The 21,124-nt window shown below is 75.1% G+C and carries 20 protein-coding genes; 4 read left to right on the top strand and 16 right to left on the bottom strand.

Annotation, left to right across the window (positions count from 1 at the left end; genetic code table 11):
- Positions 1-67: 67 nt before the first annotated feature.
- The 9 genes from ACFWTC_RS29555 to ACFWTC_RS29515 are packed head-to-tail and all read right to left on the bottom strand — an operon-like array spanning position 68 to position 9,028.
- Entirely contained in the window at positions 68-814 is a 747-nt protein-coding gene (locus ACFWTC_RS29555) for an arylmalonate decarboxylase (RefSeq protein WP_383927066.1), read from the bottom strand.
- Positions 815-1,528 carry a hypothetical protein gene (locus tag ACFWTC_RS29550; protein WP_383927063.1) on the bottom strand — a complete coding sequence of 238 codons (714 nt, stop codon included), beginning with the start codon at positions 1,526-1,528 and terminating at the stop codon, positions 815-817.
- Positions 1,525-2,361 (bottom strand): SDR family oxidoreductase, encoded by an 837-nt coding sequence (locus ACFWTC_RS29545; protein WP_383927060.1) that lies wholly within the window; start codon positions 2,359-2,361, stop codon positions 1,525-1,527. Before ACFWTC_RS29545 ends, ACFWTC_RS29550 begins: the two co-directional genes overlap by 4 nt.
- Entirely contained in the window at positions 2,358-3,332 is a 975-nt protein-coding gene (locus ACFWTC_RS29540) for a hypothetical protein (RefSeq protein ID WP_383927058.1), read from the bottom strand. Before ACFWTC_RS29540 ends, ACFWTC_RS29545 begins: the two co-directional genes overlap by 4 nt.
- Positions 3,329-4,147, bottom strand: a complete 819-nt coding sequence (locus tag ACFWTC_RS29535; protein WP_383927055.1) for a hypothetical protein — start codon at positions 4,145-4,147, stop codon at positions 3,329-3,331. Before ACFWTC_RS29535 ends, ACFWTC_RS29540 begins: the two co-directional genes overlap by 4 nt.
- A gap of 4 nt (positions 4,148-4,151) precedes the next feature.
- On the bottom strand, positions 4,152-5,342 hold the full coding sequence (locus ACFWTC_RS29530; protein WP_383927052.1) for a Rieske 2Fe-2S domain-containing protein: 1,191 nt from the start codon (positions 5,340-5,342) through the stop codon (positions 4,152-4,154).
- 58 nt (positions 5,343-5,400) lie between these two features.
- Positions 5,401-6,435, bottom strand: a complete 1,035-nt coding sequence (locus ACFWTC_RS29525; protein ID WP_384028832.1) for a dienelactone hydrolase family protein — start codon at positions 6,433-6,435, stop codon at positions 5,401-5,403.
- Positions 6,432-7,238, bottom strand: coding sequence for a hypothetical protein (locus tag ACFWTC_RS29520; RefSeq protein WP_384028830.1), 807 nt, complete (start codon positions 7,236-7,238; stop codon positions 6,432-6,434). Before ACFWTC_RS29520 ends, ACFWTC_RS29525 begins: the two co-directional genes overlap by 4 nt.
- 5 nt (positions 7,239-7,243) lie before the next feature.
- Complete coding sequence (locus ACFWTC_RS29515; protein WP_384028828.1) at positions 7,244-9,028, bottom strand: nitrilase-related carbon-nitrogen hydrolase; 1,785 nt, start codon at positions 9,026-9,028, stop codon at positions 7,244-7,246.
- A 105-nt stretch (positions 9,029-9,133) separates the two neighbouring features.
- Between ACFWTC_RS29515 and ACFWTC_RS29510 the strand changes: the two genes are divergently transcribed.
- A complete protein-coding gene (locus ACFWTC_RS29510; protein WP_383927040.1) occupies positions 9,134-9,418 on the top strand; it encodes a Dabb family protein in 285 nt (94 codons plus the stop codon).
- A 5-nt stretch (positions 9,419-9,423) separates the two neighbouring features.
- Here the strand turns inward: ACFWTC_RS29510 and ACFWTC_RS29505 are convergent, their stop codons facing one another.
- The 5 genes from ACFWTC_RS29505 to ACFWTC_RS29485 are packed head-to-tail and all read right to left on the bottom strand — an operon-like array spanning position 9,424 to position 16,274.
- A complete protein-coding gene (locus ACFWTC_RS29505; protein ID WP_384028826.1) occupies positions 9,424-10,962 on the bottom strand; it encodes an aldehyde dehydrogenase family protein in 1,539 nt (512 codons plus the stop codon).
- Positions 10,959-12,143, bottom strand: a complete 1,185-nt coding sequence (locus ACFWTC_RS29500; protein ID WP_384028824.1) for an FAD-dependent oxidoreductase — start codon at positions 12,141-12,143, stop codon at positions 10,959-10,961. The genes ACFWTC_RS29505 and ACFWTC_RS29500 overlap by 4 nt, the downstream gene beginning before the upstream one ends.
- Positions 12,140-13,654: an aldehyde dehydrogenase family protein gene (locus ACFWTC_RS29495; protein WP_384028822.1), complete on the bottom strand. Its 1,515-nt coding sequence runs from the start codon at positions 13,652-13,654 to the stop codon at positions 12,140-12,142. Before ACFWTC_RS29495 ends, ACFWTC_RS29500 begins: the two co-directional genes overlap by 4 nt.
- Positions 13,651-14,934 (bottom strand): acyl-CoA dehydrogenase family protein, encoded by a 1,284-nt coding sequence (locus ACFWTC_RS29490; RefSeq protein WP_384028820.1) that lies wholly within the window; start codon positions 14,932-14,934, stop codon positions 13,651-13,653. Before ACFWTC_RS29490 ends, ACFWTC_RS29495 begins: the two co-directional genes overlap by 4 nt.
- A 29-nt stretch (positions 14,935-14,963) precedes the next feature.
- Complete coding sequence (locus ACFWTC_RS29485; RefSeq protein WP_384028818.1) at positions 14,964-16,274, bottom strand: flavin reductase; 1,311 nt, start codon at positions 16,272-16,274, stop codon at positions 14,964-14,966.
- Positions 16,275-16,470: 196 nt separating this feature from the next.
- Here ACFWTC_RS29485 and ACFWTC_RS29480 point away from each other — a divergent pair, with 196 nt between their 5' ends.
- A complete protein-coding gene (locus tag ACFWTC_RS29480) occupies positions 16,471-17,259 on the top strand; it encodes an IclR family transcriptional regulator (RefSeq protein WP_383927024.1) in 789 nt (262 codons plus the stop codon).
- A gap of 83 nt (positions 17,260-17,342) precedes the next feature.
- Here ACFWTC_RS29480 and ACFWTC_RS29475 read toward each other — a convergent pair whose 3' ends face one another.
- Both ACFWTC_RS29475 and ACFWTC_RS29470 read right to left on the bottom strand, forming a co-directional pair.
- Positions 17,343-18,038, bottom strand: coding sequence for a hypothetical protein (locus ACFWTC_RS29475; RefSeq protein ID WP_384028816.1), 696 nt, complete (start codon positions 18,036-18,038; stop codon positions 17,343-17,345).
- Positions 18,039-18,040: 2 nt separating this feature from the next.
- Positions 18,041-19,018 (bottom strand): hydroxymethylglutaryl-CoA lyase, encoded by a 978-nt coding sequence (locus tag ACFWTC_RS29470; protein WP_383927018.1) that lies wholly within the window; start codon positions 19,016-19,018, stop codon positions 18,041-18,043.
- 64 nt (positions 19,019-19,082) lie between these two features.
- On the opposite strand from ACFWTC_RS29470, the gene ACFWTC_RS29465 reads away from it, so the two are divergent.
- Both ACFWTC_RS29465 and ACFWTC_RS29460 read left to right on the top strand, forming a co-directional pair.
- Positions 19,083-20,276, top strand: a complete 1,194-nt coding sequence (locus ACFWTC_RS29465) for a CaiB/BaiF CoA transferase family protein (protein ID WP_383927015.1) — start codon at positions 19,083-19,085, stop codon at positions 20,274-20,276.
- Position 20,277: 1 nt separating this feature from the next.
- Positions 20,278-20,937: an isochorismatase family protein gene (locus ACFWTC_RS29460; RefSeq protein ID WP_383927012.1), complete on the top strand. Its 660-nt coding sequence runs from the start codon at positions 20,278-20,280 to the stop codon at positions 20,935-20,937.
- The last annotated feature ends 187 nt before the right edge of the window (positions 20,938-21,124 follow it).

Below are 21,124 nucleotides of genomic sequence, written 5' to 3'. Positions count from 1 at the left end.
TGGGGGGAGGTCGCACGGCGGGGCCCGGGTGCGGGGCCGTCCCCGGCCCTGCCGTGTCGCAGGCGGGTCAGTGCTCACGCAGCAGGGTGCCGCAGCCGTGCAGGACGTCGTTGCAGCCGTTGTCCCGCAGCGCCATCCACCACGTAGCGGCGTTGATCGCGATCACGGGCAGCCCGAGCCAGCGCTCCGCCTCGTCCGCGAGCGAGACCATCGACAGGTTGGTCCCGCACTGCACGATCGCCTCCACGCCCGGCAGCGCTGCCAACTCGATGAGGGCAGCGCGGAGTTCGGCCTCCGTCACATGGGCGATGGACACGGCCGTCGGGCAGCGCAGGCCCTTGATTCCGGCCACCTCGAAGCCCAGCTCGGTGAAGAACCGGTCGACGTTGGCGTCGCCGACCGGCTGGTAGGGGGTCACCACGGCGATCCGCCGCGCCCCGAACAGGCGCAGCGCGCGCTCGCAGGCCTCGGCGCCGGTCGCCACCTGGAGCCCGGTGATGTCGTGGATCTGCTGCACGAAGGCCCGGTTGCCCTCGACGCCGCCCCAGAACGTCTCCGCGCTCATGCCCATGACCATGTAGTCCGGCTCGCAGGTCAGCACCCGCTCGCACGCCCCGCCGATCTCGTCGCGGATCTGCTCCAGCAGCCGCTCCATGCCCGCGTCCTGGTCCATGTTCTGGTTGCGGATGTGGATGCGGGAGAAGTGCGAGGTCACACCTGGTACGGACATGTGGGCGAAGTCGGGTTGGACGATGGTGTTGGTGCTGGGGGCGATGACGCCGAACTTGCGCCGCCAGCCGAGACTGTCCGTCATTCACGCCGCCGATCGGCCGGAGGGGAGGGAGGAGGACGAGAGCGGGGAGGGGGTGCGGGCGGCGCGCCGGTGCTTCGTCAGCCGCCACGCGAGCAGGACGAACGCCCCCTGGGTGAGGGTGTTCGCCGACTGCTCCACCCACTGGAGCGCCACGCTCTGGTCGGGTCGGGCCGCCAACGGGCCCAAGGCGTACATGCCGGTCAGCCACAGCCCGCCCGCGGCCGCCGCCACGCCGTCCCCGTGCGAACGGGCCAGCAGGATCAGCCGGACCGCGCAGACGGTGACGGCCACGATCGTCAGCACCATGTGCGGCGCCGTCGAGGCCAGCAGCAGCCCCGCGGCCCCGGTGGCCGCCCAGACCGCGGCGAACCCCCACAGCGGCGGGGGCCTGCGTACGGAAGCCGGATCGCTCCCGTCGGCGGGCAGCGTGAGCAGCGCGTGGGCCAGCAGGAGGAAACCGGCCGACAGGCACGGGAACAGCGCCTTGTTCAGGGCCTGGATGTCGGGGCCGTCCAGGGCCACCACCAGCTTCCAGGTGGCCTTGGAGAGGCCGCCGAGGAACACCAGTACGGTGCCTGCGACGGCCGCACGCCCGGTGCGCGCGCTGTGGCCGCGCAGCGGCCCCGTCAGCAGTACGGCTCCGACGCCCGTCAGGACGACCGGGACGAAGTCCTCGACCGCGAGGGACAGCGGATAGTCCAGGGCTCCGCTCACGAGTCCCCCTCCCGGTCCGCGGTCGACGACAGCTGCTCCGGCAACACCGACCGCTTGCGCAGCGCGGCCGTCGCGAACCGCCCGGCCGCCTTGCGGCGCGTCAGCCACGCCACCCGGCCGCCGTTTGCCGTGCGGTCGGCCAGCACCCGGTCCGCCAGCCAGGGGGTGACCGTCTCGACCCGGTCGGCCAGGATGTTCAGCACCGGCCGCGCCTTCGCGTACTCCTGCGGCGTGTAGTCGTGCAGCAGCAGGTCGGTGACCACGATCCCGGGCGACAGCAGCAGCGCCCGTACGTCGTGGACACGCGCCTCCCGCTCACGCTTCAGGTCGGCCGCCAGGGCGCCGGTGAGGTAGGTGACCGCGCGCTTGCTCGCCCCGTACACGCTGAGGCCGGGCATGGTCCGGCCGTCGGAGCCGAAGCCCTCCATGTTCCAGATCCGGCCGCGGCCCCGGCGCAGGAAGTGCTCCGCGGCCACCGCGCTGCCGTTGACGACGCCGCGCAGGTTGACCGCCGTCACGGCGTCGGCCGCCTGCGGGCCCAGCTCCCACAGCGGTTTGCGGGCCGTGGTCGCCCCCGCGTTGTTGATCCAGACGTGGACCGGGCCGAAGGCCTCCTCGGCGGCCGCCCACAGCCCGGCGACCTGCTCCCGGTCGGTCACGTCCGCGGCGTGGCCGACCGCGTGCGCGCCGCCCCCCAGGCTCTTGAGGGCGGCCTCCACGCCCGCCGCGTCCCGCCCGCAGACGGCGACCTTGCAGCCGCGGTCGAGGAACGCGCGGGCCAGCCCGTGCCCGATGCCGCGGGTGCCGCCCGTGATCACCACCGTCGAGGTCATGACGCGGCCTCCCAGTCCAGTACGCCGTGCAGCACGGCCGCCAGCGCGTTCCCGCCGAACAGCTCGTAGGTGACGGCCAGCCGGCCGCCCGCCGCCATCGCGGGGCGCGCGTCCAGGGCGAACTCCCGCCCGCGCACCCTGTGCACGTCCCCGCCCGTGAAGTGCCACAGCGGGAAGTTGGCCCGGCCGAAGGCCTGCGCGTTGCCCCAGGCGTCCGGGCCCTCCCAGAACTCGCGGGCCCCGTCGCGGCGCCGCTCCACCGTGAAGGACCGGTCCAGGCCGGCCCCCCGCCAGGTGACGTGGTGCCGGGCGCGCAGCAGGTCCACCGCCCGCACCGCGACCTCCACCTCCACGTCCCCGAGGTGCTTCTGCTCCGCGCTCCACAGCTCGCACCGGCCGGTGAAGGCGCCGGACTGCTTCGTGGGCAGGATCCACGGCACCGGGCCGGCGTCCGTCTCGGCCGCCAGGTGGCGGGCGACGTGTTCGCGGGTCGCCTCGCTGGTGCCGTGGTCGGTGGTGCGCACGTACACGCCGTTGAAGCAGCCGATCACGGTCCACCCCTGGTACAGCACCGAGGAGTAGACCTGCGTCGCCCCGTCCGGCAGGACGTGGTTCCAGGTGTTCAGCGCCACCTGCCAGCCCGGCCCGTAGTAGTGGGCGTCGACGAAGGAGCCGTACGGCTGCCCGCTGCCGTGGAAGTCCGGGCCGGTGTAGAGGCGGTTGTCGTCGGCGTCGCTCACCCCGAAGGCGAACGGCGCGGCCAGCTGGAACCGGCCGGCGAGCGGGCCGCCCTGCCGCAGGCCCCCGTCCATCCGGTAGAGAGTCTCCCCGTCGGTGAACTCGGAGGAGCGGCGGATGTCCTCGTACCCGCACCAGGTCCCCTGCGCGTCGAACAGCGAGGGCCGGCCGTGCCACTCCCCGGCGATGCGCTGCTGCCACTCGCTCGGTCCGGGCCCTGAGGTCCCGCTCATGCCCCGGCCTCTTCGTCCGCCAGCCTGCCGGTGGCCAGCAGCCCGCGCAGGCCGTCGGTCGCCGCCGGGCCCAGCAGCCGGTCGACCTGCGCCCACACCGGGTCGATCTCCCGGCTGAACAGGGCCTGGCGCAGCCGCCGGTCGCGCAGCGCCGCGTCGCCCTCCTTGGCCTCGGCGGCGGCGTCGGCCGGGAACGCCCGGGCCAGCTCCAGCCAGTGCGCCAGGTACTCCTCGGCGATGGGGGTGATGGCCCGCAGCGCCGTCTCGTCGGCGCGGTGCACCAGCATCCACGGGGACATCAGGGAGCGCTGGCGCGGGCTGATCGCCGCCGGGGTCAGGCCCGAGATCTCCGAGGCCCGGGCGAACGGTGCGGTCAGCGGCCCGTACAGCAGGTCCGCGTAGGCGGGGCTGACGGCGAGGTCGACGCGCTGCACCAGGTCCAGGTGGAAGGCGTACCCGCCGCCCGCCTGCACGGAGTCCAGGGTGAAGTGCGGCAGCGGGCCGTCCGCGGCGCCGAAGGCGAACACCATGTGGCTGTCGAGGCCGAAGGCGGGCACCACCAGGGAGACGGTGACGACCGCGTCGACGGCGCCCTGCCCGTCGCCGCGGAAGTACCGTACGGAGCCCACCGGATGGGGGGCCGCCGGGCTGGTCAGCACGGTCCAGGGCGTCGGCCGCTCCTGGAGCGCCGTCCCGGCCAGCAGGGCGTCCAGCACGGTCCGGGAGAGCCGGGCCGCCGGGGTCGCGCCGTCCGCGGGGGCGCCGGGGGCGTCCGGGGCCGGGCCGGGCGGCGGTACGGATGCGGGGGAGGTCATGGGGCTACTCCTTCTCACTGGCCGGTGCCGGGGACTGGGCCCCCTCGACCGTCGGGTGGAATCCCTGGGCCTTCTGCTCCCAGGCACGGGCGAGCTCCGGGACGGCGCGCCGGCCGGGCGATGCGATGACGGTGGCGTTGCGGGCCGGGACGTCGCCGACGATCCGGTCGGCGTCGCTCACCGCCCAGCCCTTGGCGGCGAGTTCCTGGCGGCGTCTGCGGTAGGCGACGGAGATCATGTCGGAGCGCAGGTGCAGTTCGGCGCCGAGGTCGGCCGGCAGCAGCTCGGGACGGGTCCCGTCGACGACCGGGGCGTCCTGGTCGAAGATGCAGAGCACCCGCTTGCGGGCGTTCTTGTCGGCCCAGTCCCCGGTGAAGAAGTCGCGCAGCGCCACCCACTTCACCAGGGTGGTGGTCTCGTCGACGGGGATGTTGGTGTCGTAGATGATCATGTTGCCGAGCGGCAGCCGCACGTGCAGCTTGATCAGGTTGGGCAGCATCCAGCCCGCCGTGGTCACCACCGGCGGCCGGTCCTTGCCCTGGGACCTGCGGTCCGTGTACAGCCTGGCCCACAGCCCCTTGGCGGCGGGCGGGTTCAGGGCCACGGTCGCGAAGGCCGACCACTCGTCGGGCTGCTCGACCGTGTACTCCTCCACCTCCGGCCGGTCCGGATTGCCGAAGGCGCCCGCATGCACGAAGGGGGTGTGCGCGATGTCGCAGCCGTTCTCCAGGATCCGCTCGTAGTTGGAGTGCCACAGGAACTCCCCGGTGACCGCCTTGAACCGGCCCCCGTCCTGGACGAGTTCGTCGAACTCCGGCCAGTGCGGGATCGGCGGCCGCTCCTCCTCGGGGAGATCGCCCAGGAACACCCAGACGAAGCCGTACCGCTCCCGCACCGGGTAGGAGTCGACCCGCGCCTTCTTCGGGATGCCGCGGCCCGGCTGGTTGGCCGGGATCGTGGTGCAGGCGCCCTCGGGGTCGAAGCGCCAGCCGTGGTAGGGACAGACGACGCAGTCGTCCTTGAGGGTGCCCGCGGACAGGGCGGCCCCCCGGTGCGCGCACAGGTCCGACAGGGCTACCGCCTTCCCGGCCGCGGTGCGGTAGAGCACGAGGGACTGGCCGAGGCAGACGGCCTTCAGCGGCTTGCGCAGGACGCGGTCGGAGAACTCGACCGCGTACCAGAAGTTCTTCAGCATCAGCGGAGCACCTCGTGCTTTCGGGCGGTTCGGCATCGGTGGGGGAATGGGGCGGACATCAGCGGCGCCGCACGCGGAGCAGTCCCGGATGCGGGGGCGCCAGCAGGGCGCCGTACTCGGTGAGGTCCCCGGGGGCCGGGGGGCCCATGGGGTCCGCGGGGCCCGGTTGCGGCAGTGCCGCTGTGCAGAACGCCGCCACCAGGCGGCCGATCAGGGGGCGCGCACGGCTCCCGGCGTCGTCCCCGCCCGCCTCCGGGGCCGCCTCCAGGAAGCCGCGGGCGCTGGTCGCGTCGACCGGCTCGCAGAGGGCGAAGTGGCCCGCCCCGGCGACCCGCACCCAGGCGTGCGCACCGCCGGCGTCGGCCAGTGCCTCGTCGAAGGTGCGGGCGACGGGGTCGGGGTCCGGGTCGGCGTCCGCGGCCGGGGCGGCCCCGTACCGGTCCGTGCTCGCGGCGATCACCCCGTCGTGCTCGCCCGACATCAGCAGGACGGGCACCCGCGCGCCGACCGGCAGCACGGTGCCCGGCGGATGGCCGAGCGCCCCCGCCACCAGCGTGTGTGCACCGTACGTGAACACCCCGCGCAGCCCCGGCACATGGGCGGCCGACTGCAGCGCCACCGTGCCGCCCGCCGAATGACCGCCCAGCACCACCCGCTCCAGGTCCAGCAGCCCGTCCAGCGGCGAGGCGGGGGCCGGCTCGGCCAGGGCCCCGAGCACCGCCCCGATCAGCGGCGTCGTCGCCCTGGTCCCGTACGAGCCCGGGACGCACGCCTCCAGGTCGATGCCCGGAGTCACCCCGCGACTCCCGCCGAACAGCTCCCCGACCAGCTCCGCCGTCACCGCGACGAACCCCCGGCCGGCCAGCAGCACCGCCAGCCACCGGTAGGAGTCGGCCGGCACGTTGATGCCGGGCAGCAGGAGCACCACCGGGAAGGGGGCGCGCCCGGCGTCGGCCGGGATCACCCCGGTCAGCCGCTCGGTGTCGGACCCGGTGGCGCGGGCGGGGTAGAAGAGGCGCAGGTGCGCGGTGTCGTAGGGCTCCTTGAGGCCGGGCACCCGGCAGGCCCGCCACTCGGACCGGACCCGGTTCACGACGGCCGCGGCAGGGCCCGGTCGCCGCCCCACAGCGCCCGCACCAGCCGGTCGGTGACCTCTTCGCCGAAGTACCGTACGCCCATCACGTTCGCCGGGTCGCGCTCCACGATGTTGCGGCGGATCGCCAGGTCGGCGGCGGCCAGCGCCCCGCGCTCGGCGGCCGGCACCGGATCGGCCTCCGCCACCCAGCCCAGCCAGCGGTCGACCTGCTCGTGCATCAGGCGGCGCACCAGCGCGACGTGCCGCTCGTCGCGAGGCATGGAGTAGCAGTAGGCGGTGGGGGAGAGGCTGCCCCGGATGAAACCGGTGCGGCTGGTGAACCAGGTGAGGTCCTTGTACTCCTCGCGCACCGCGAGCCACTCCTCCTCGGCGGGGGTGTAGTAGCGGTCGTAGTAGTCGCCGTCGGCCACCAGGCTTGTACGGGGCACCGAGTCGAGGTAGAACCAGCCGCCGGGCCAGCACAGCAGGGCGAGCCCCAGGTGCGGGACGCGCACGTGCGGGCCCAGCCAGACGGTGAGGTGGAGGTTGACGAAGCCGTGCTCCGGGTCGCCGACCCAGGAGTGGATCATCCAGTCGATCTCGGGGCCGGTGTAGCCGGCCAGCGAGCCGCGCGGGCCGTCGGCCTCGGCACCGAAGGCCTCCAGCTCCTCGGTGGAGGGGTCCCGGTGCAGCTCGAAGCGGGCCGCGATCTTCTCCTTGAGTTCGGCCAGCAGATCCTGCCACTGCACGAAGGTCTCGGTCACATCGGTGACCGGGGCCTCGTCCGCCATGTCCTGGACGGCCTTGAGTGGCTCCGACACGTCGCTCACAGTGCTCCTCCGGTGGCGTGGGGGTGGGGGGCGGCGCGGTCCGTACCGGGCCCGGCGCCGGCGGGCCGGGGCGCCACCAGGGCGCCCGCCAGCCGCCAGGGGCGTCCGTCGACCAGGTCCGTCCCGCGCGAGACCAGCCGCCGCCCGGCCTGGTCGGGCCGGACGGAAGCGAGGGTCAGGCCGGGTCCGGCCGCCGTGTTGTCGGGCGTGCTGATGGTGCCGTCGAAGGGCGCGTCCCGGGAGCGCCACAGCCCGAACTCCACCGGCAGCGCGTGGACGGCGCCGGCGCCGTGGCCGGCCGCCACGAGGTTGATCCGGTTCTCCGCCGCCCGCTCGGGCAGGCCGAGGGCGTACTCCCAGGGCTCGGCCGCGCCGCCGAGGCAGACCGCGGCCGTGTCGACGCCCGCCAGCGCGGCCAGGCGCAGCGTCTCCGGCTGGACGGCGTCGTCGGCCAGGACGACCGCGACCCGGCCCCACGGCGTGTCGTGGGTCAGCAGGGCCGGCGCCTCGCCCGCGCGGGCCCAGCCGCGGTGGCGGGCGCCGTCGTGCAGCTGGTGCTGGGTCAGGACCGGTCCGTCCCGGTCGAGCAGCACACCGGCGTGGCCGGTGGGCAGCGGGAGCGTGCAGGCGAGGTACGCCGCGCCGCCCGCCAGCGCGCCGCGCAGGGTCCGCAGCACGGCCTGGGCCTCCTCGGTGTCCGGTCGCCCCGGGCCGGGCAGGACGCCGCCCGGGTACCAGAACAGCTCGGGCAGCACGATCAGGGCGGCGCCCCGCCCGACGGCTTCCCGTACCAGCCGGGCGGCGTCCTCGACGGCCGCCGGGCCGCTACCGGCCGGGCGGACGACGGCGGCCGCGACCTCCCCGGCGCGGCTCCCCGCGAAGGCGGGTGCGGGGGCGGGCGGGGAGGCGATCGGCCGGTAGAGGGCGGGTCGGCGCGCCGCGAAGGCGTCGGTGCCGTCCGCCCGGCGCTTGTCGGCGGCGGCCGCCGGCCGGATGTCGGCCGTGACGACGGCCTCCCCGAACCGGGGGGCCCTGGCGACGACCGTGCCGTCCGGGGCGACGATCTGGCTCTCGCCCGCCCCGTCCAGGGCCTCGGCCGGCACCCCCATGGCGGTGCTGATCGCGCCGATCCGGTCCGCCGGGAGCAGCGGCCCGACCTTGTTGGCCGCGATGACCCACACCCGGTTCTCGGCGGCGCGCACCGGGATGTGCAACGCGGCCTCGTCCAGGGCGAAGGAGTTGAGGCTGTTGAGCAGCAGGTGGGCGCCGCGCAGGGCCAGGCCCCGGCACACCTCGGGGAGGACCCCCTCCATGCAGGAGTACAGGCCGACGGGCCCCAGGGCGGTGTCGACGACCGGGCCGGGCTCGGTGGCCGGGTCCAGGTGGTCGTTCTCACTGCCCATCAGGACCTGCTTGTCCGCCGCTCCGGCCAGGGCCCCGTCCGGCCCGTAGAGCAGGCTCGCGGCCGTGATGCGCTCCGGCCCGGCCGGGCCGCCGGATCGGGCCAGGGTGACGTGGATCTTGACGTACAGGCCGTGCCGGGCGGCGTGTTCGGCGACCGGCCGCAGGAAGTCGTCCCCGGGCCGGCAGGCGGCGGCCAGCGCCTGTTCCCGGTCGTCGTACCAGGACAGGTGATTGCAGAACTCCGGCAGGACCACGAGAATCGCGCCCTGCTCCGCCGCGGCGCCGATCATCCGCAGGCACGCGGCCAGATTGGCCTTCCGGTCCCGGCTCACGGCGAACTGGGCGGCCGCGACGCGGAACGTGCGCGCTTCGTCCATGGTGAACTCCGTTGGTTCCTCTAGCGGAACAGTGTTTCCCGAACATACACTCGCTGCGCCCTCCCGCGACAGGGGGAGGCGCCATCGAGCGAAGGAGCAACTACCGTGTTGGTGCACGTCGTTCTGATGCGGTTCACCGATCCCGCCGACGCCCCCGAAGCCGCCGAGCGGCTGCGGCGGCTGGCCGGCTCCGTCCCGCAGATCACGTCCCTGGACGTCGGCCTCGACGTCACCGGCTCCGAGCACTCCTACGACCTCGCCCTCACCACCCGCCACACGGACCCCGGCGAACTCACCGCCTACCAGCGCCACCCCGACCACCTGGCGCTGGCCGCCTGGCTGGGCCCCCGGCTCGCCCACCGCGCCGTCGTCGACCACCTGGAGCCCTGACGCCCTCAGGCCGCGGGACCGCCGGCGGGAGCGCCTGCGGGGCCGTTTGCGGAGTAGCTCGCAGAGGCGCGCGCCGGGCCGCCCACCGGGTAGGCCCCCGGCGCCATGCCCCCGCCCCCCGCCCGGAAGGCGCCGGGCGCGTGCGTGAGCACCGGCTGGACGTACTCCAGCAGCCCCTCGGCCCCGTACTCCCGGCCGTGCCCGCTGCGCTTGACCCCGCCGAAGGCGGCCCGCAGCGCCATTCCCGTCCGGTTGTGGGTGTTGACGAAGCGGAAGCCCGCGTCCAGCCGGGCCGCCAGGGCGAAGGCCCGCTGCTCGTCGGCGCTCCACACCGACGCCGCCAGACCGTAGGGCCCGGCGTTGACCCGCTCCACGAGGTCGTCCTCGTCCGCGTAGCCCAGCACGGGCAGCGCCGGCCCGAACTGCTCCTCGCACACCAGCGGCGCGTCCTCCCGCAGCCCCAGCACCAGCGCGGGCCGCACGAAGTGCCCGGCGTCCAGGTCCGTCCCGGGCCGTACGGTGCCCAGCTCGACGGCGGTGGCGCCGCGCGACCGGGCGTCGGCGACCAGCGCGCGGATCCGGTCCGTGGCCTCCGCCGAGATCACCGGCCCCACGGTGGTCCCCGGGTCCAGCGGGTCCCCGAGCCGCAGCACCCGCGCGGCCGCCGCCGCGTACCGCTCGGCGAAGGACTCCAGCCGGGCCTGCGGCACGTAGAGCCGCTTGGCGGCCATGCACACCTGCCCGGCCGTCGCGAAGCTCGCCAGGACCAGCCGGTCCAGGTCCGCCTCCGTCAGCGCGGCGTCGTCCAGCAGCACGGCCGCGTCGTTGCCGCCCAGTTCCATCGTGGTCGGCGTCAGCGCCGCCGCGGCGGCCGCGCCGAGCGCCCGGCCCGCCACCGCCCCGCCGGTGAAGGACAGCTTCCCCACCCCCGGATGGCCCGCCAGACGCAGCGCGGTCGGCGCGTGCCCGTGGCACACCCGCACCACGTCCGGCGGGAGTTCACGCGCCGCCCCCGCCAGGAACGCCGAGACGGCCAGCGGCGCCAGCGGCGACGGCTTGACGACCACCGCGTTGCCCGCGGCCAGCGCGGGGGCCAGCTTGACGGCGGTCAGGATCACCGGTGCGTTCCACGGGGTCAGCGCGGCGACCACCCCGTACGGCCGCAGCCGCCGCTCCAGCCGGCCCCCCGCGTCGTCGATCGTGCGCCGCGACAGCAGCGCCGGGGCCTGCTCGGCATACCAGCGCAGTACCGCGCAGGCGTAGCCCACCTCGCCCCGGCAGTCGCCGAGCGGCTTGCCCGACTCCCGGGCCAGCAGCACCGCGAGGTCCTCCGCGGCCGCCTCCAGCCCGGCGGCGATCCGCAGCAGCGCCGCCGCCCGGTCCGCCTCCGGAGTGCGGGCCCAGCCGGGCGCCGCGGCGGCTGCGGCCACCGCCGCGGCGTCCACCTCCGCGCCGGTGTGCGCCCGTACGCTCCCCACCGGCCGGTCCGTGCGGGCCGGATTCTCCACCGTGATCGTGGCGGCCTCCCGCGGCGTCGGCGTCACCGCGACCACCCGACCCCGCGCAGCGAGTCGATCATCGAGCTGCGCAGCAGGGAGCGCCGCGCCGCCACCGGATCCGCGGCGGTCGCCCGCAACTCCGCAACCAGCGCGGCCTGCTGTGCCGGGTCCCGGGCGCGCAGCCGCTCCCAGTTGGCGTGCGTGTCGGCCCCTACGTAGTGCAGCGCGCAGGCGCGGCGCTCCTCGGTGCGGTCCGTCAGGTCCTCCTCGGTCCCCTCCCCGGTGAGGAGGTCCGCCAGCGCGCCGCCGATCAGCACGGCGTCGTGGATGCCGCTGTTCATGCCCATGCCGCCCAGAGGGTTGTTCACGTGCGCGGCGTCCCCGCACAGCAGCACCCGGCCGCTGCGGAAGGTGCCGGCCACCCGCTGGTGGACCCGGTACAGGCTGGCGTGGGCCAGGGCCGGCCCGTCCGCACGCGCCGTGACCTCCCGCAGCCGGCCGGGCAGCCGGGCCAGCTCGCTCCGGTCGCAGGTGCCGTCCGGGGTGGGCAGCAGCACCCGCCAGTGGTCGGGGGTCCGCAGCAGCACCATCCACTCGTCAGGGTCCAGGACGTAGGCGATGGGCGCCAGGTCCGGCAGGACGGCCCGGGGATCCTCGTCGAGCGAGGCGACCAAGAACCGCTCCGGATAGGTCATCCCGTGGAACTCGGCCCCCACCGCGCGCCGCACGGCCGAATGCGCCCCGTCCGCGCCGACCAGCCAGGCGCCGGGCACCCGGCTGCCGTCGGCCAGGACCGCGTGGACGCCCCGCGAGGTCCGCTCCACCCCGGCCACGGGCGTCCCGAAGCGCACCTCGGTGCGCGGCAGGCGGCCGAGGGCCTCCAGGAGCAGCGGCGTCAGCTTGTTCTGCTCGCACTGGAGCCGGTACGGGTACGGGGTGTCCCCGGCCAGCAGCGACAGGTCCAGGGTGGCGACGGGCCCGGTGCGCCGGTCGCGGAACTGGAAGGCGTCCGCGACCAGGCCCCGCGCCAGCAGCGCGTCCACGACGCCCAGTGCGGCCAGCATCTCCAGGGTGGGCGGGTGGAAGGTGGAGGCGCGGGACTCCGCCGCCAGCTCCTCGCCGGCCTCCAGGACGGTCACGGGCACGCCCCGGCGGGCCAGGACCAGTGCGGCGGTCAGGCCCACCGGCCCCGCCCCGGCCACCAGGACCGGCTCGGCCGCGCTCACCGGGCCGCCTCCACGCCCGTGACCCGGGCGCCGGTGAAGTGCAGCAGCGTCTCGGCGCTGCCCTCGTCGACCAGGCCGGAGGCCCCCCAGGCCGGGCGGGGGGTGTCGAGGTGGAGGCTCATCACCGAGGAGCCGTTCACCTTGACCTCCCCGGCGGCGATGCGGGCGGCCACGCGCAGCCCGTGCTCGGGGTCCGCGGCGCACACGTACCCCTCCAGGCCGTAGCCGGTGGAGTTGGCCAGGTACAGGGCCTCCTCCTCCCGCTCGTACGTGTGGACGGCGGCCACCGGGCCGAACAGCTCCCGGCGGGTGCCCTCCTCGGGAGCCCCGGTGATCAGGTGCGGGGCGAAGTGGTTGCCGCGCGCCGGTATCTCGGTCCATGTGTGGGCCTCGGCCCCGGCCGAGGTCAGCTCGCGCACGGCCGCCGTCAGGGCGGTGTGGTGGCGGGAGTGCGCGAGTGGGCCGAAGCCGGTGCCGGGGGCCAGCGGGGCGCCCGCCCGCAGCGCGGCCAGTGCGCGGCCGGCGGCCTCCAGGACCTCCGGCGCCAGGGCGGCGGGCACGATCAGCCGGCCCAGGGCCCGGCACCACTGGCCGTTCAGCGTCGTCAGCAGCCCGGCCGCCATCCGGCCGGCGGCCTCCGGGTCGGCGCCCGGCAGCACGAGCAGCGGGTTGTTGCCGCCCAGTTCGAGCTGGACCGGCTTGAGGGCCAGGCCGCACACGGCGCCGATCCGGCGGCCCGCCTCCGTGCCGCCGGTGAAGGAGACCACGCGGGTCCGCTCGTCGGCCACCAGCAGGGCCCCGGTCGCGGCGTCCCCGTGCACCAGTTGCAGCACGGTCGGCGGCGCCCCCGCCGCCGCCAGCCCCCGGGCGGCGCCCTCCACCAGCAACTGGGTTCCATACGGGACCAGTTCCGGTGCCTTGACGATGACCGGGCAGCCCGCGGCCAGCGCACTGGCCGCCTTGTGGGCGGCCATCGGCGCCGGGGCGTTGTACGGCACCACGCACAGGGCGGGCCCGAGCGGCGCGCGCCGCACCAGCACCGGGTGGCCGCCGTGGCCGGTGACCGTGCGCCGCAGCAGTCCGGAGCGCAACTGGGCCGCCGCGATGTGGAATGCGCCGGAGAGGATGACGCCGAGGGCGGCGGTCTGGCCGAGCGGCACCCCGGTGGCGAAGGCCTCCGCCGCCACGATGTGCTCCGCGGCCGCTTCGGCCGCCGCGGCCGCGCTCTCAAGGGCGCGGGCGCGGTCCTCGTCCGGCAGGCCGGACCAGGCCCCCGAGGCGTGCAGCGCGGCGGCCGCCGCCAGCGCCGCCTCGACCCGCTCGGCGGAGCTGCTGAGGGCCGGGCGGACGGGCTCGCCGGTGTCCGGATCCTCCAGGTCGAACCCGAGGGGTACCGTGCAGGGCTCCCACGCACCGCCGACGAGGTCGGCCGTACCGGGCAGCCCGGTAAGTGGGGCGGCGGGCGGACCGGGGGAGACGGCCGCGCCGGCTTCGGGCGGCGGCGGGGTCACCGGCTTTCCCCCAGCGTCGCGAACAGTGCGTTCTCCTGCGCCTCGGTGGCGATCTTCGCGGCCTCCAGGCGGCCCCGCTCGGCGGGGAACGTCATCACCAGCCCCATCGCCAGGTCGCGCAGAGTGCGGCCGATCACGCCGTCCAGCCGCGCCTCGGACGTCCCGGACGCCTTGAGGGCGCCCAGGGCGACGGCGAAGCAGGCCTCGGTGACCGCGCCCTTGCCCAGCCGCCACTGGCTGAACACCTCCGGCTTGGGCCTGATCGGCGGCTCGGAGGTCTCCAGTTCGAGCTGGCGCCGCAGCCACTGGTAGGCGGTCTCCAGGTTCTGCGTCATGTCCCCGATGAGGACCTGGTGCATGGGGGAGGAGGCGATCGGCCGTCCGGTGTCGGCGAAGGTCTTGCGGGTCAGCAGCTCCAGCGTGTAGTCGTACGCGGCCTGCGCGGCGCCCGTGTAGACGGCGGCGATGGCGAGCTGGTTGCCGACGAAGCTGCCGCGGCTGACCTGGAGCATGCGGGTGAAGGCGCCGGGCACGGCGAGCGCGTCCCGGTCGGCGACGAAGACCTCGGCGAGCCGGATGCCGTGGTTGGCGCTGCCGCGCATCCCGAGCCCGTTCCAGGGCGGGCGGGAGGACACTCCGGCGGCGTCGCGCGGTACGAGGAACATGGCCAGGCCCTCGGCGGAGTCGGTCTTCTCCAGCCGGGCGGTGACGAGGTAGACGTCGGCGACCCCGGTCGCACAGCCGAAGGACTTCTCCCCGGAGATGACCCAGCCGCCCTCGGCGCGCGAGGCGGTGGTGGCGATGGAGATGTTCGCGGCGGAGCTCTTGGCCGACTCGCTGGCGAAGTTGGCGAGCCACGAGCCGGCCGCCATCGTGGTCAGCACCCGCTCGGCGAAGGCGGTGACCACCGGGATCTCCTCCGGCGTGAACAGGCCCGCGCGGATGGCCTCCAGGGGCAGCAGACCGCGCGAGGCGCTGGTGTTGTGGAAGAAGAAGGCGAGCGCCGTGGAGGGGCAGGCCGTGCCCATGGCGTAGGTGGCGGCCGCGAGGTCGCGCAGACCGCCGCCCAGGCCTCCGTACTCCTCGGGCACGACGAGTCCGAGCAGCCCCGCCTCCCGCAGCAGCCCGGTGTGGCCCGCCGGGAAGGCGGCCTGCGCGTCGGCGTCGGCGGCCGCCTCCCGCAGGGCGGGCAGGACGGATTCGACGCGCTCGGCGCGGGCCCGCTCGGTCGGCGTCATGCGGTCGAGCAGGTGCGCGCCCGTGAGCTGGAGCGTGGTCATCAGCGGTGTCTCCTTACTGGGATTCCTGGTTACTGGGGCTCCGGGGCGCGGGAGGCAGCGGCCGGCGTGGGGGAGCAGGGTGCGGGTGCGGCGGGCGGCTGCGGGCGCAGGACACGTGCCTCGGCGCGCAGGGCCCGCAGCGCGGCGCCGTCCAGGGGGGCGGCGACGCCCATGCGGGAGCAGAGCAGGACGAGCCGCTCGGTGGCCAGCGCGCCGCCGTGGCCGCCGAGGGCGGTCTCGAAGCAGCGGACCCCGCTCTTCATGCCGGTCAGGGCGTTGACCAGGCCGAGGCCGTGGTGGTCGCGCAGGGCGAGGCGCAGCGGCACGGCCCCGGCCTCGGGGACCGCGTCCTGGAGCAGCCGGCGCAGCGCCAGCGGCGAGGCGCCGTCCGCGTCGTCGAGTCCTTCCGCGGGCTCCTCCAGCACGATCTCCCCGCAGCCTGCGGCGGTCAGCCGCTGCACGGTCAGCAGGCAGGCCCGGGCCAGCCCCGGGCGCAGCGCGTCGCGTATCCGGGCCACCACGAGCGTGTCCGGGTGTCCGGCGCCGCGCACCGCCCGGACCGTCGCCGCGGCCCGCGCGCCGTCGCCGTCCGGCGCGACGGTGAACTCGACGGCGGCGGAGCCGGCCGCGGCCGCGGCGACGGCGGCCGCGCTGTCGACGACGTGGACCGAGGAGCAGCCCAGGCCGTCGGGCCCGGCCCCGTCCGCGCCACCGGCCGTGCCTGAGGGAGTCGCCGTGCGCACGCGCACGCCGGCCAGCCGCAGGGCGCGGGCCAGCCGCGCGGTGTGCGGCGCGGCCGCGGCCGCGCCGGACAGGCCGGTGTCGGCCAGGTCCACCCAGTCGGGGAGCGGATCGGCCAACTGCCCCCAGGAGCGGGAGTGGAAGAGCAGCGGGGAGGTGATGCGCGGTACTCCCGCGGCGACCACCTCTCCCAGGAAGATGGTGTGGTCCCCGCCGGGATACCGGTGCAGGACCCGGCAGTCCACCCAGGCGGCCGAGTCCGTCAGGACGGGGCTGCCCGTGGCGCCGGGCAGCCAGTCGCCCGCCGCGAAGCGGTCGGTGACGCCGGCCTCCATGCCCGCGAACCGGCGCCCCAGGGCGAGGTGGTCGCGGCCCAGGACGTTGACGGCGAAGACGCCGTTGCGTATGAGCAGATCGTGGGAGCGGATCGCCCGGTCCAGGCAGACCAGGACGAGAGGTGGTTCCAGGCTCACGCTGCTGAACGAACTCGCCGTCATTCCGTGCCACCCGTCCGCCCCGGCCGTGGTGACGATCCCCACGCCGCTGGGCCACCGGGACAGCACCTGACGGAAGGTCGTTTCGTCGATGACGGTGGTCATCGCACCCCCGCTGGTCGTTGTTTCCTCTAGTGAAACGCTGTATCCCCCAGCGTAACGACGGGCCCGTTGTGGTGTCAACGAAACGGACGCCCGCGAACCCCGCTGTTTCCCATGGGGAAATCGACGTTATGCTGTCGGCACGTCGGGGAGGACGGCTGCCGCCGCACCCCCGAGACCATCGTGCAGAAGGACAGCCGTGACCGAGGAGACGAGCAGTAGCCGGTCCGTCGCAGCCGTCGAGCGGGCCATGGACGTACTGTTGATGTTCGGCCGCAGCGGCCGCCCCGATCTCGGCGTCACCGAGATCGCCCAGGAACTGGGCATCACCAAGGCCGCCGTGCACCGCATCCTGACGGCCCTGCGCAACCGCGACCTGATCATCGCGGACTCCGTGACCCGCCGCTACGCCCTCGGCCCCGCCGCCATCTCGCTCGGCCGCGCCTACCTGGCCCGCACCGACCTGCGGGTGCTCGCCGCCCCCGAACTGCGCCGGCTCGCCGCCCAGTGCGGCGAGACCGCCACCCTCTCCATCCGCCGCGGCGACACCCGGCTCTACGTGGACCAGGTCGTCCCCGAGCAGGAACTGCGCATGGAGGTGGCCCTCGGGATCCCGCTGCCCCTGCACGCGGGCAGCTCCTCCAAGGCGTTCCTCGCCTTCCTGCCCGACGCCGAGGTTGACACCTATCTCGAACGTCACGGGCTCGACGCGATCACCGACCGGACCATCACCGACCCCGAGCGCATGCGCAAGGAGCTGGCGGCCGTCAGGCGGCGCGGCTACGCCATGTCGGTCGGGGAGCGCCAGAGCGGCTCGGCCTCCCTCGCCGCGCCGGTCTTCGGGTACGACGGGCACGTCATCGCCGTGGTGAGCCTGGCCGGCCCCCAGACCCGCTTCAAGCCGCGCCTGGCCGAGTGCGCCCCGCTGCTGATGGCCAGTACGGAACGGCTCTCGGCGGAGTTCGGATACCGGCCCGGCGCCGGCTGACCCGGGCCCGGAGGCCGGCCGTCCCGGGCTGAAAAGCCGTCCCGGGCTCAAAGGCCGGCTCGGGCTCAAAGGCGGGCCCCGGCTCAGAGGTCGGCGCCGGGCTTGAACACCCCGAGCGCCGCCGCGGCCAGGACGCACGTCCAGATCCCCAGCACGTACGGGACGCAGCCGTCGACCGCCCGCCGCAGCGCCCGCTCGACGCCCGGGCTGCTCCCCGAGCCCGCCAGCGTAACGAACGCGGCCCCGAACGGCCGCAGCGTCAGCCGGATCCCCAGCCCGCAGGCGATCGCCGTCGCGTACAGCAGCACCTTGCCGCCCAGCCAGCGCGGATCGGTGTCCACCCCGAACGGCTCCGCGGCCAGCAGGGTGTAGAGCCCGACGCCCCACAGCGCGGCCGTCACCGCCACCCGCAGCGTCCAGTCCGCCCGGCGTATCCAGGGGTGGCGGCCCGGGTGGTGGTGCTCCCGCACGGTCAGCCACAGCCAGAACGCCGCGAACAGCCAGGTCGCCCCGGCGGACCAGCCGTTCAGCAGGTGCTCCGCCCCGTGCGGCTCCAGCGCCATGAGCGTGATGCCGCTCGGCAGGATCAGCACCAGGCAGATCTTCGGCCCGAGGTCCAGCACGCTCATGATCGACAGGGCCGTCGAGCGGGCGGCGAAGGGCAGGTCCGGTTTCAGGACGTACCGGCTGGAGACGTAGACGCCCAGGTCGCCGCCCAGCCAGAAGACGAACAGCAGCAGGTGGAGCAGGATCCACGCGCCGTGCGGATGCGCTCCCATGGTTATCCCTCCTCCCGCCGCGCAGCAGGCGCCCCGGCCCCGGGGAAGGGGCCCGCCCGGCCCAGCAGGGCCGGCACCTCGATGCCGAGCACGGTGCCCAGCCACGTCCCGGCCGCGGCCGCCGACTCCAGGTCGATGCCCGGCTCCAGGCCCATCCGGCGCAGCAGGTAGACCAGGTCCTCGGTGGCGATGTTGCCGGTGGCGGCCGGGGCGAAGGGGCAGCCGCCGATGCCGCCGAGGGAGGAGTCCAGCCACGCCGCGCCCGCCGCTGCCGCCGCGACCGCGTTCGCGTAGCCGGTGTTGCGCGTGTTGTGGAAGTGGCAGCGCAGGACCACCTCGGGCGCCTGCTCCCGTACCGCCCCGAGGAGCCGGGTGACCGCGTCGGGCGTGGCCACGCCGATGGTGTCGGCCAGCACGATCTCCTCGGCACCCGACTCCGCTCCGATCCGAGCCAGTTCGGCCACCGTCGCCTCCGGGGTCTCCCCCTCGAAGGGGCAGCCGAACGCCGCCGCGATGGTCAGCGAGCGCCCGGTCCCCTCCGCGCGGGCCCGGGCGGCGATCGCCTCCCAGGCGGCCAGCGCCTCGCGCGTGCCCACGCCCTGGTTGCGGCGTGAGAACGAATCGCTCGCCACCACCACGTAGTTGACCTCGTCCACGCCGCTCGCGCTCGCCCGCTCCATACCGCGGGCGTTGAGCACCAGGCCGCTGTAGCGCACGCCGCCCCCGCGCTTGACCAGTCCCATCACCTCCTCCGCCCCCGCCATCTGCGGCACCCGGCCGGGGTGGACGAACGCCACCGCCTCCACCCGCCGCGCGCCGGCGGCCACGGCCCGCTCGATCAGGTCCGCGCGCTGCGCCGGCGACAGGGCGCGTGCCTCGTTCTGCAGCCCGTCGCGCGGGGCCACTTCCACCACGCCGGGGCCGGTGGGCGGCCCGGCCGCCGGGGAACCGTCCAGGGAGTCGTCCAGGGAATCGTCCATGCGCCACATTCTGCCGCGTCGATTCCTCTAGCGAAACGGTGTTTCCCGAACTTACACTCGCGGCATGAGTGGACCCCTCTCCGACATCCGTGTCATCGAGACCGGCACCCTGCTTGCCGGTCCCTTCTGCGGCCAGCTCCTCGGCGACCACGGCGCCGAGGTCATCAAGCTCGAAGACCCCGGACGCGGCGACCCCATGCGCCAGTGGGGACGCGAGCGCCCCTACGGGAAGTCCCTGTGGTGGCCCGTCGTCGCCCGCAACAAGAAGTCCGTCACCTGCAACCTGCGCCACGCGGAGGGCCAGGAGCTGGTCCGCCGCCTCGTCGCCCGCGCCGACGTCCTCGTCGAGAACTTCCGCCCCGGCACCCTGGAGCGCTGGGGCCTCGGCTACGAGGAGCTGCGCGCCGTCAACCCCGGGCTCGTCATGGTCCGCGTCACCGGCTACGGGCAGAACGGCCCCTACGCGCCCCGCGCCGGCTTCGGCTCCATCGGCGAGGCCATGGGCGGCATCCGCCACATCACCGGCGAGCCCGACCGGCCCCCGTCCCGGACCGGCATCTCCCTGGGCGACGCCCTCGCCGGCACCATGGCCGCCTACGGCGCCGTCATGGCCCTGCACGCGCGGACCCGTACCGGCGCCGGCCAGATCGTCGACTCCGCCCTCTACGAAGCCGTCCTCGCGTACATGGAATCGCTGCTGCCCGAGTGGGAAGTGGGCGGCTACCAGCGCGAACGCACCGGCCCCGTGCTGCCCAACGTCGCCCCCAGCAACGTCTACCCGACCGCCGACGGCGCCGTCGTGCTCATCGCCGCCAACCAGGACACCGTCTTCCGCCGCCTCACCGAGGTCATGGACCGCACCGACCTCGCCGAGGACCCCAAGTACGCCACGCACACCGCGCGCGGCGCCCACCAGGGCGAACTCGACGACCTCATCACCACCTGGACCGCCGGCCACGACGCGCACACCCTGCTCGGCGCCCTGCACGCCGCCGGAGTCCCGGCCGGCAAGACCTTCACCGCCGCCGACATGCTCACCGACCCGCACTTCGCCGCCCGCGACGCGATCGTCCGCCTCCCGCACCCCGACTTCGGCGAGATCCCCATGCAGAACGTCGTCCCCAAGCTCTCCGCCACCCCCGGCGCCGTCCGCTGGGCCGGCCCCGAACTCGGCGCGCACAACGACGACATCTACGGCGACCTCCTCGGCCTCACCCGGGAAGAGCGAGAGAAACTCACCGCGGACGGAGTGATCTGACATGACCGGCACGCCCCTGGCCGATGACTACGAGGCGGCCGGATTCGGCCGCCGCATCGGCTGGGGCGAACACCCCGCTGTCCTGCTCGTCGACCCCGTCCTGGCCTATGCCGCACCCGACAGCCGCCTCCACCTCGCCACCGCCGAAGCCGCCCTGCAGGCCATGGCCCGCCTGGCCCGCGCCGCCCGGCGCTCCCAGTTCCCCGTCCTGTTCACCGCCGTCCACTACGACGCCGAACCGAGCGCCGACGCACCCCACTTCGCCCGCAAGGTGCCCGGCCTCGACGCCTTCCGTGCGGGCAACCCGCACGCCGCCTTCACCCCGCTCTGCGCTCCGGAACCGGGCGAGATCGTCATCCACAAGCACTACCCGAGCGCCTTCTTCAAGACGCGGCTGCGCGACGTCCTGACCGTCCTCGGCGTGGACACCGTCGTCATCGGCGGCTTCTCCACCAGCGGCTGCGTCCGGGCCACCACCCTGGACGCGCTCCAGTACGGGCTGCGCCCCATTGTCGTCCGCGACGCCGTCGCCGACCGGGACGCCGGCCCCCACGAGGGCAACCTCTTCGACCTCGACTCCAAGTACGCCGACGTCGTCGGCCTCGCCGCCGCCTGCCGCCGCCTCGGAGAGCCGCAGCACCCCCGCCCCGAGCGGGCCTGACGGCCGCCTCCGCCGCTGCTCCGCGGGACGCCGCTGCCACCCGCGTACGGACGACTACCTGCGGGCGGTCAGCGTCACCCGTCCCACGGTGACCAGGCGATGGCGGCGCAGTTCGCCGACCACACGGACCGGTTCGCCCGGACCTGACCCGGCGCCGGGCCGGGCCCTAGCGGGCCGGTCCGTTGCG

The organism is Streptomyces sp. NPDC058619 (assembly GCF_042717785.1).
In the GTDB taxonomy this organism is placed as follows: Bacteria; Actinomycetota; Actinomycetes; order Streptomycetales; family Streptomycetaceae; genus Streptomyces.
This window is presented reverse-complemented; position numbering and strand designations above follow the sequence as displayed.

Bases quoted from the DNA above. Each gene is read 5' to 3' on its own strand.
- ACFWTC_RS29485 (WP_384028818.1), bottom strand. From the start codon at position 16,274: ATGACCACCGTCATCGACGAAACGACCTTCCGTCAGGTGCTGTCCCGG.
- ACFWTC_RS29465 (WP_383927015.1), top strand. From the start codon at position 19,083: ATGAGTGGACCCCTCTCCGACATCCGTGTCATCGAGACCGGCACCCTG.
- ACFWTC_RS29515 (WP_384028828.1), bottom strand. From the start codon at position 9,028: ATGGACGAAGCGCGCACGTTCCGCGTCGCGGCCGCCCAGTTCGCCGTG.
- ACFWTC_RS29540 (WP_383927058.1), bottom strand. From the start codon at position 3,332: ATGAGCGGGACCTCAGGGCCCGGACCGAGCGAGTGGCAGCAGCGCATC.
- ACFWTC_RS29470 (WP_383927018.1), bottom strand. From the start codon at position 19,018: ATGGACGATTCCCTGGACGACTCCCTGGACGGTTCCCCGGCGGCCGGG.
- ACFWTC_RS29545 (WP_383927060.1), bottom strand. From the start codon at position 2,361: ATGACCTCGACGGTGGTGATCACGGGCGGCACCCGCGGCATCGGGCAC.
- ACFWTC_RS29460 (WP_383927012.1), top strand. From the start codon at position 20,278: ATGACCGGCACGCCCCTGGCCGATGACTACGAGGCGGCCGGATTCGGC.
- ACFWTC_RS29530 (WP_383927052.1), bottom strand. From the start codon at position 5,342: ATGCTGAAGAACTTCTGGTACGCGGTCGAGTTCTCCGACCGCGTCCTG.
- ACFWTC_RS29475 (WP_384028816.1), bottom strand. From the start codon at position 18,038: ATGGGAGCGCATCCGCACGGCGCGTGGATCCTGCTCCACCTGCTGCTG.
- ACFWTC_RS29535 (WP_383927055.1), bottom strand. From the start codon at position 4,147: ATGACCTCCCCCGCATCCGTACCGCCGCCCGGCCCGGCCCCGGACGCC.
- ACFWTC_RS29555 (WP_383927066.1), bottom strand. From the start codon at position 814: ATGACGGACAGTCTCGGCTGGCGGCGCAAGTTCGGCGTCATCGCCCCC.
- ACFWTC_RS29490 (WP_384028820.1), bottom strand. From the start codon at position 14,934: ATGACCACGCTCCAGCTCACGGGCGCGCACCTGCTCGACCGCATGACG.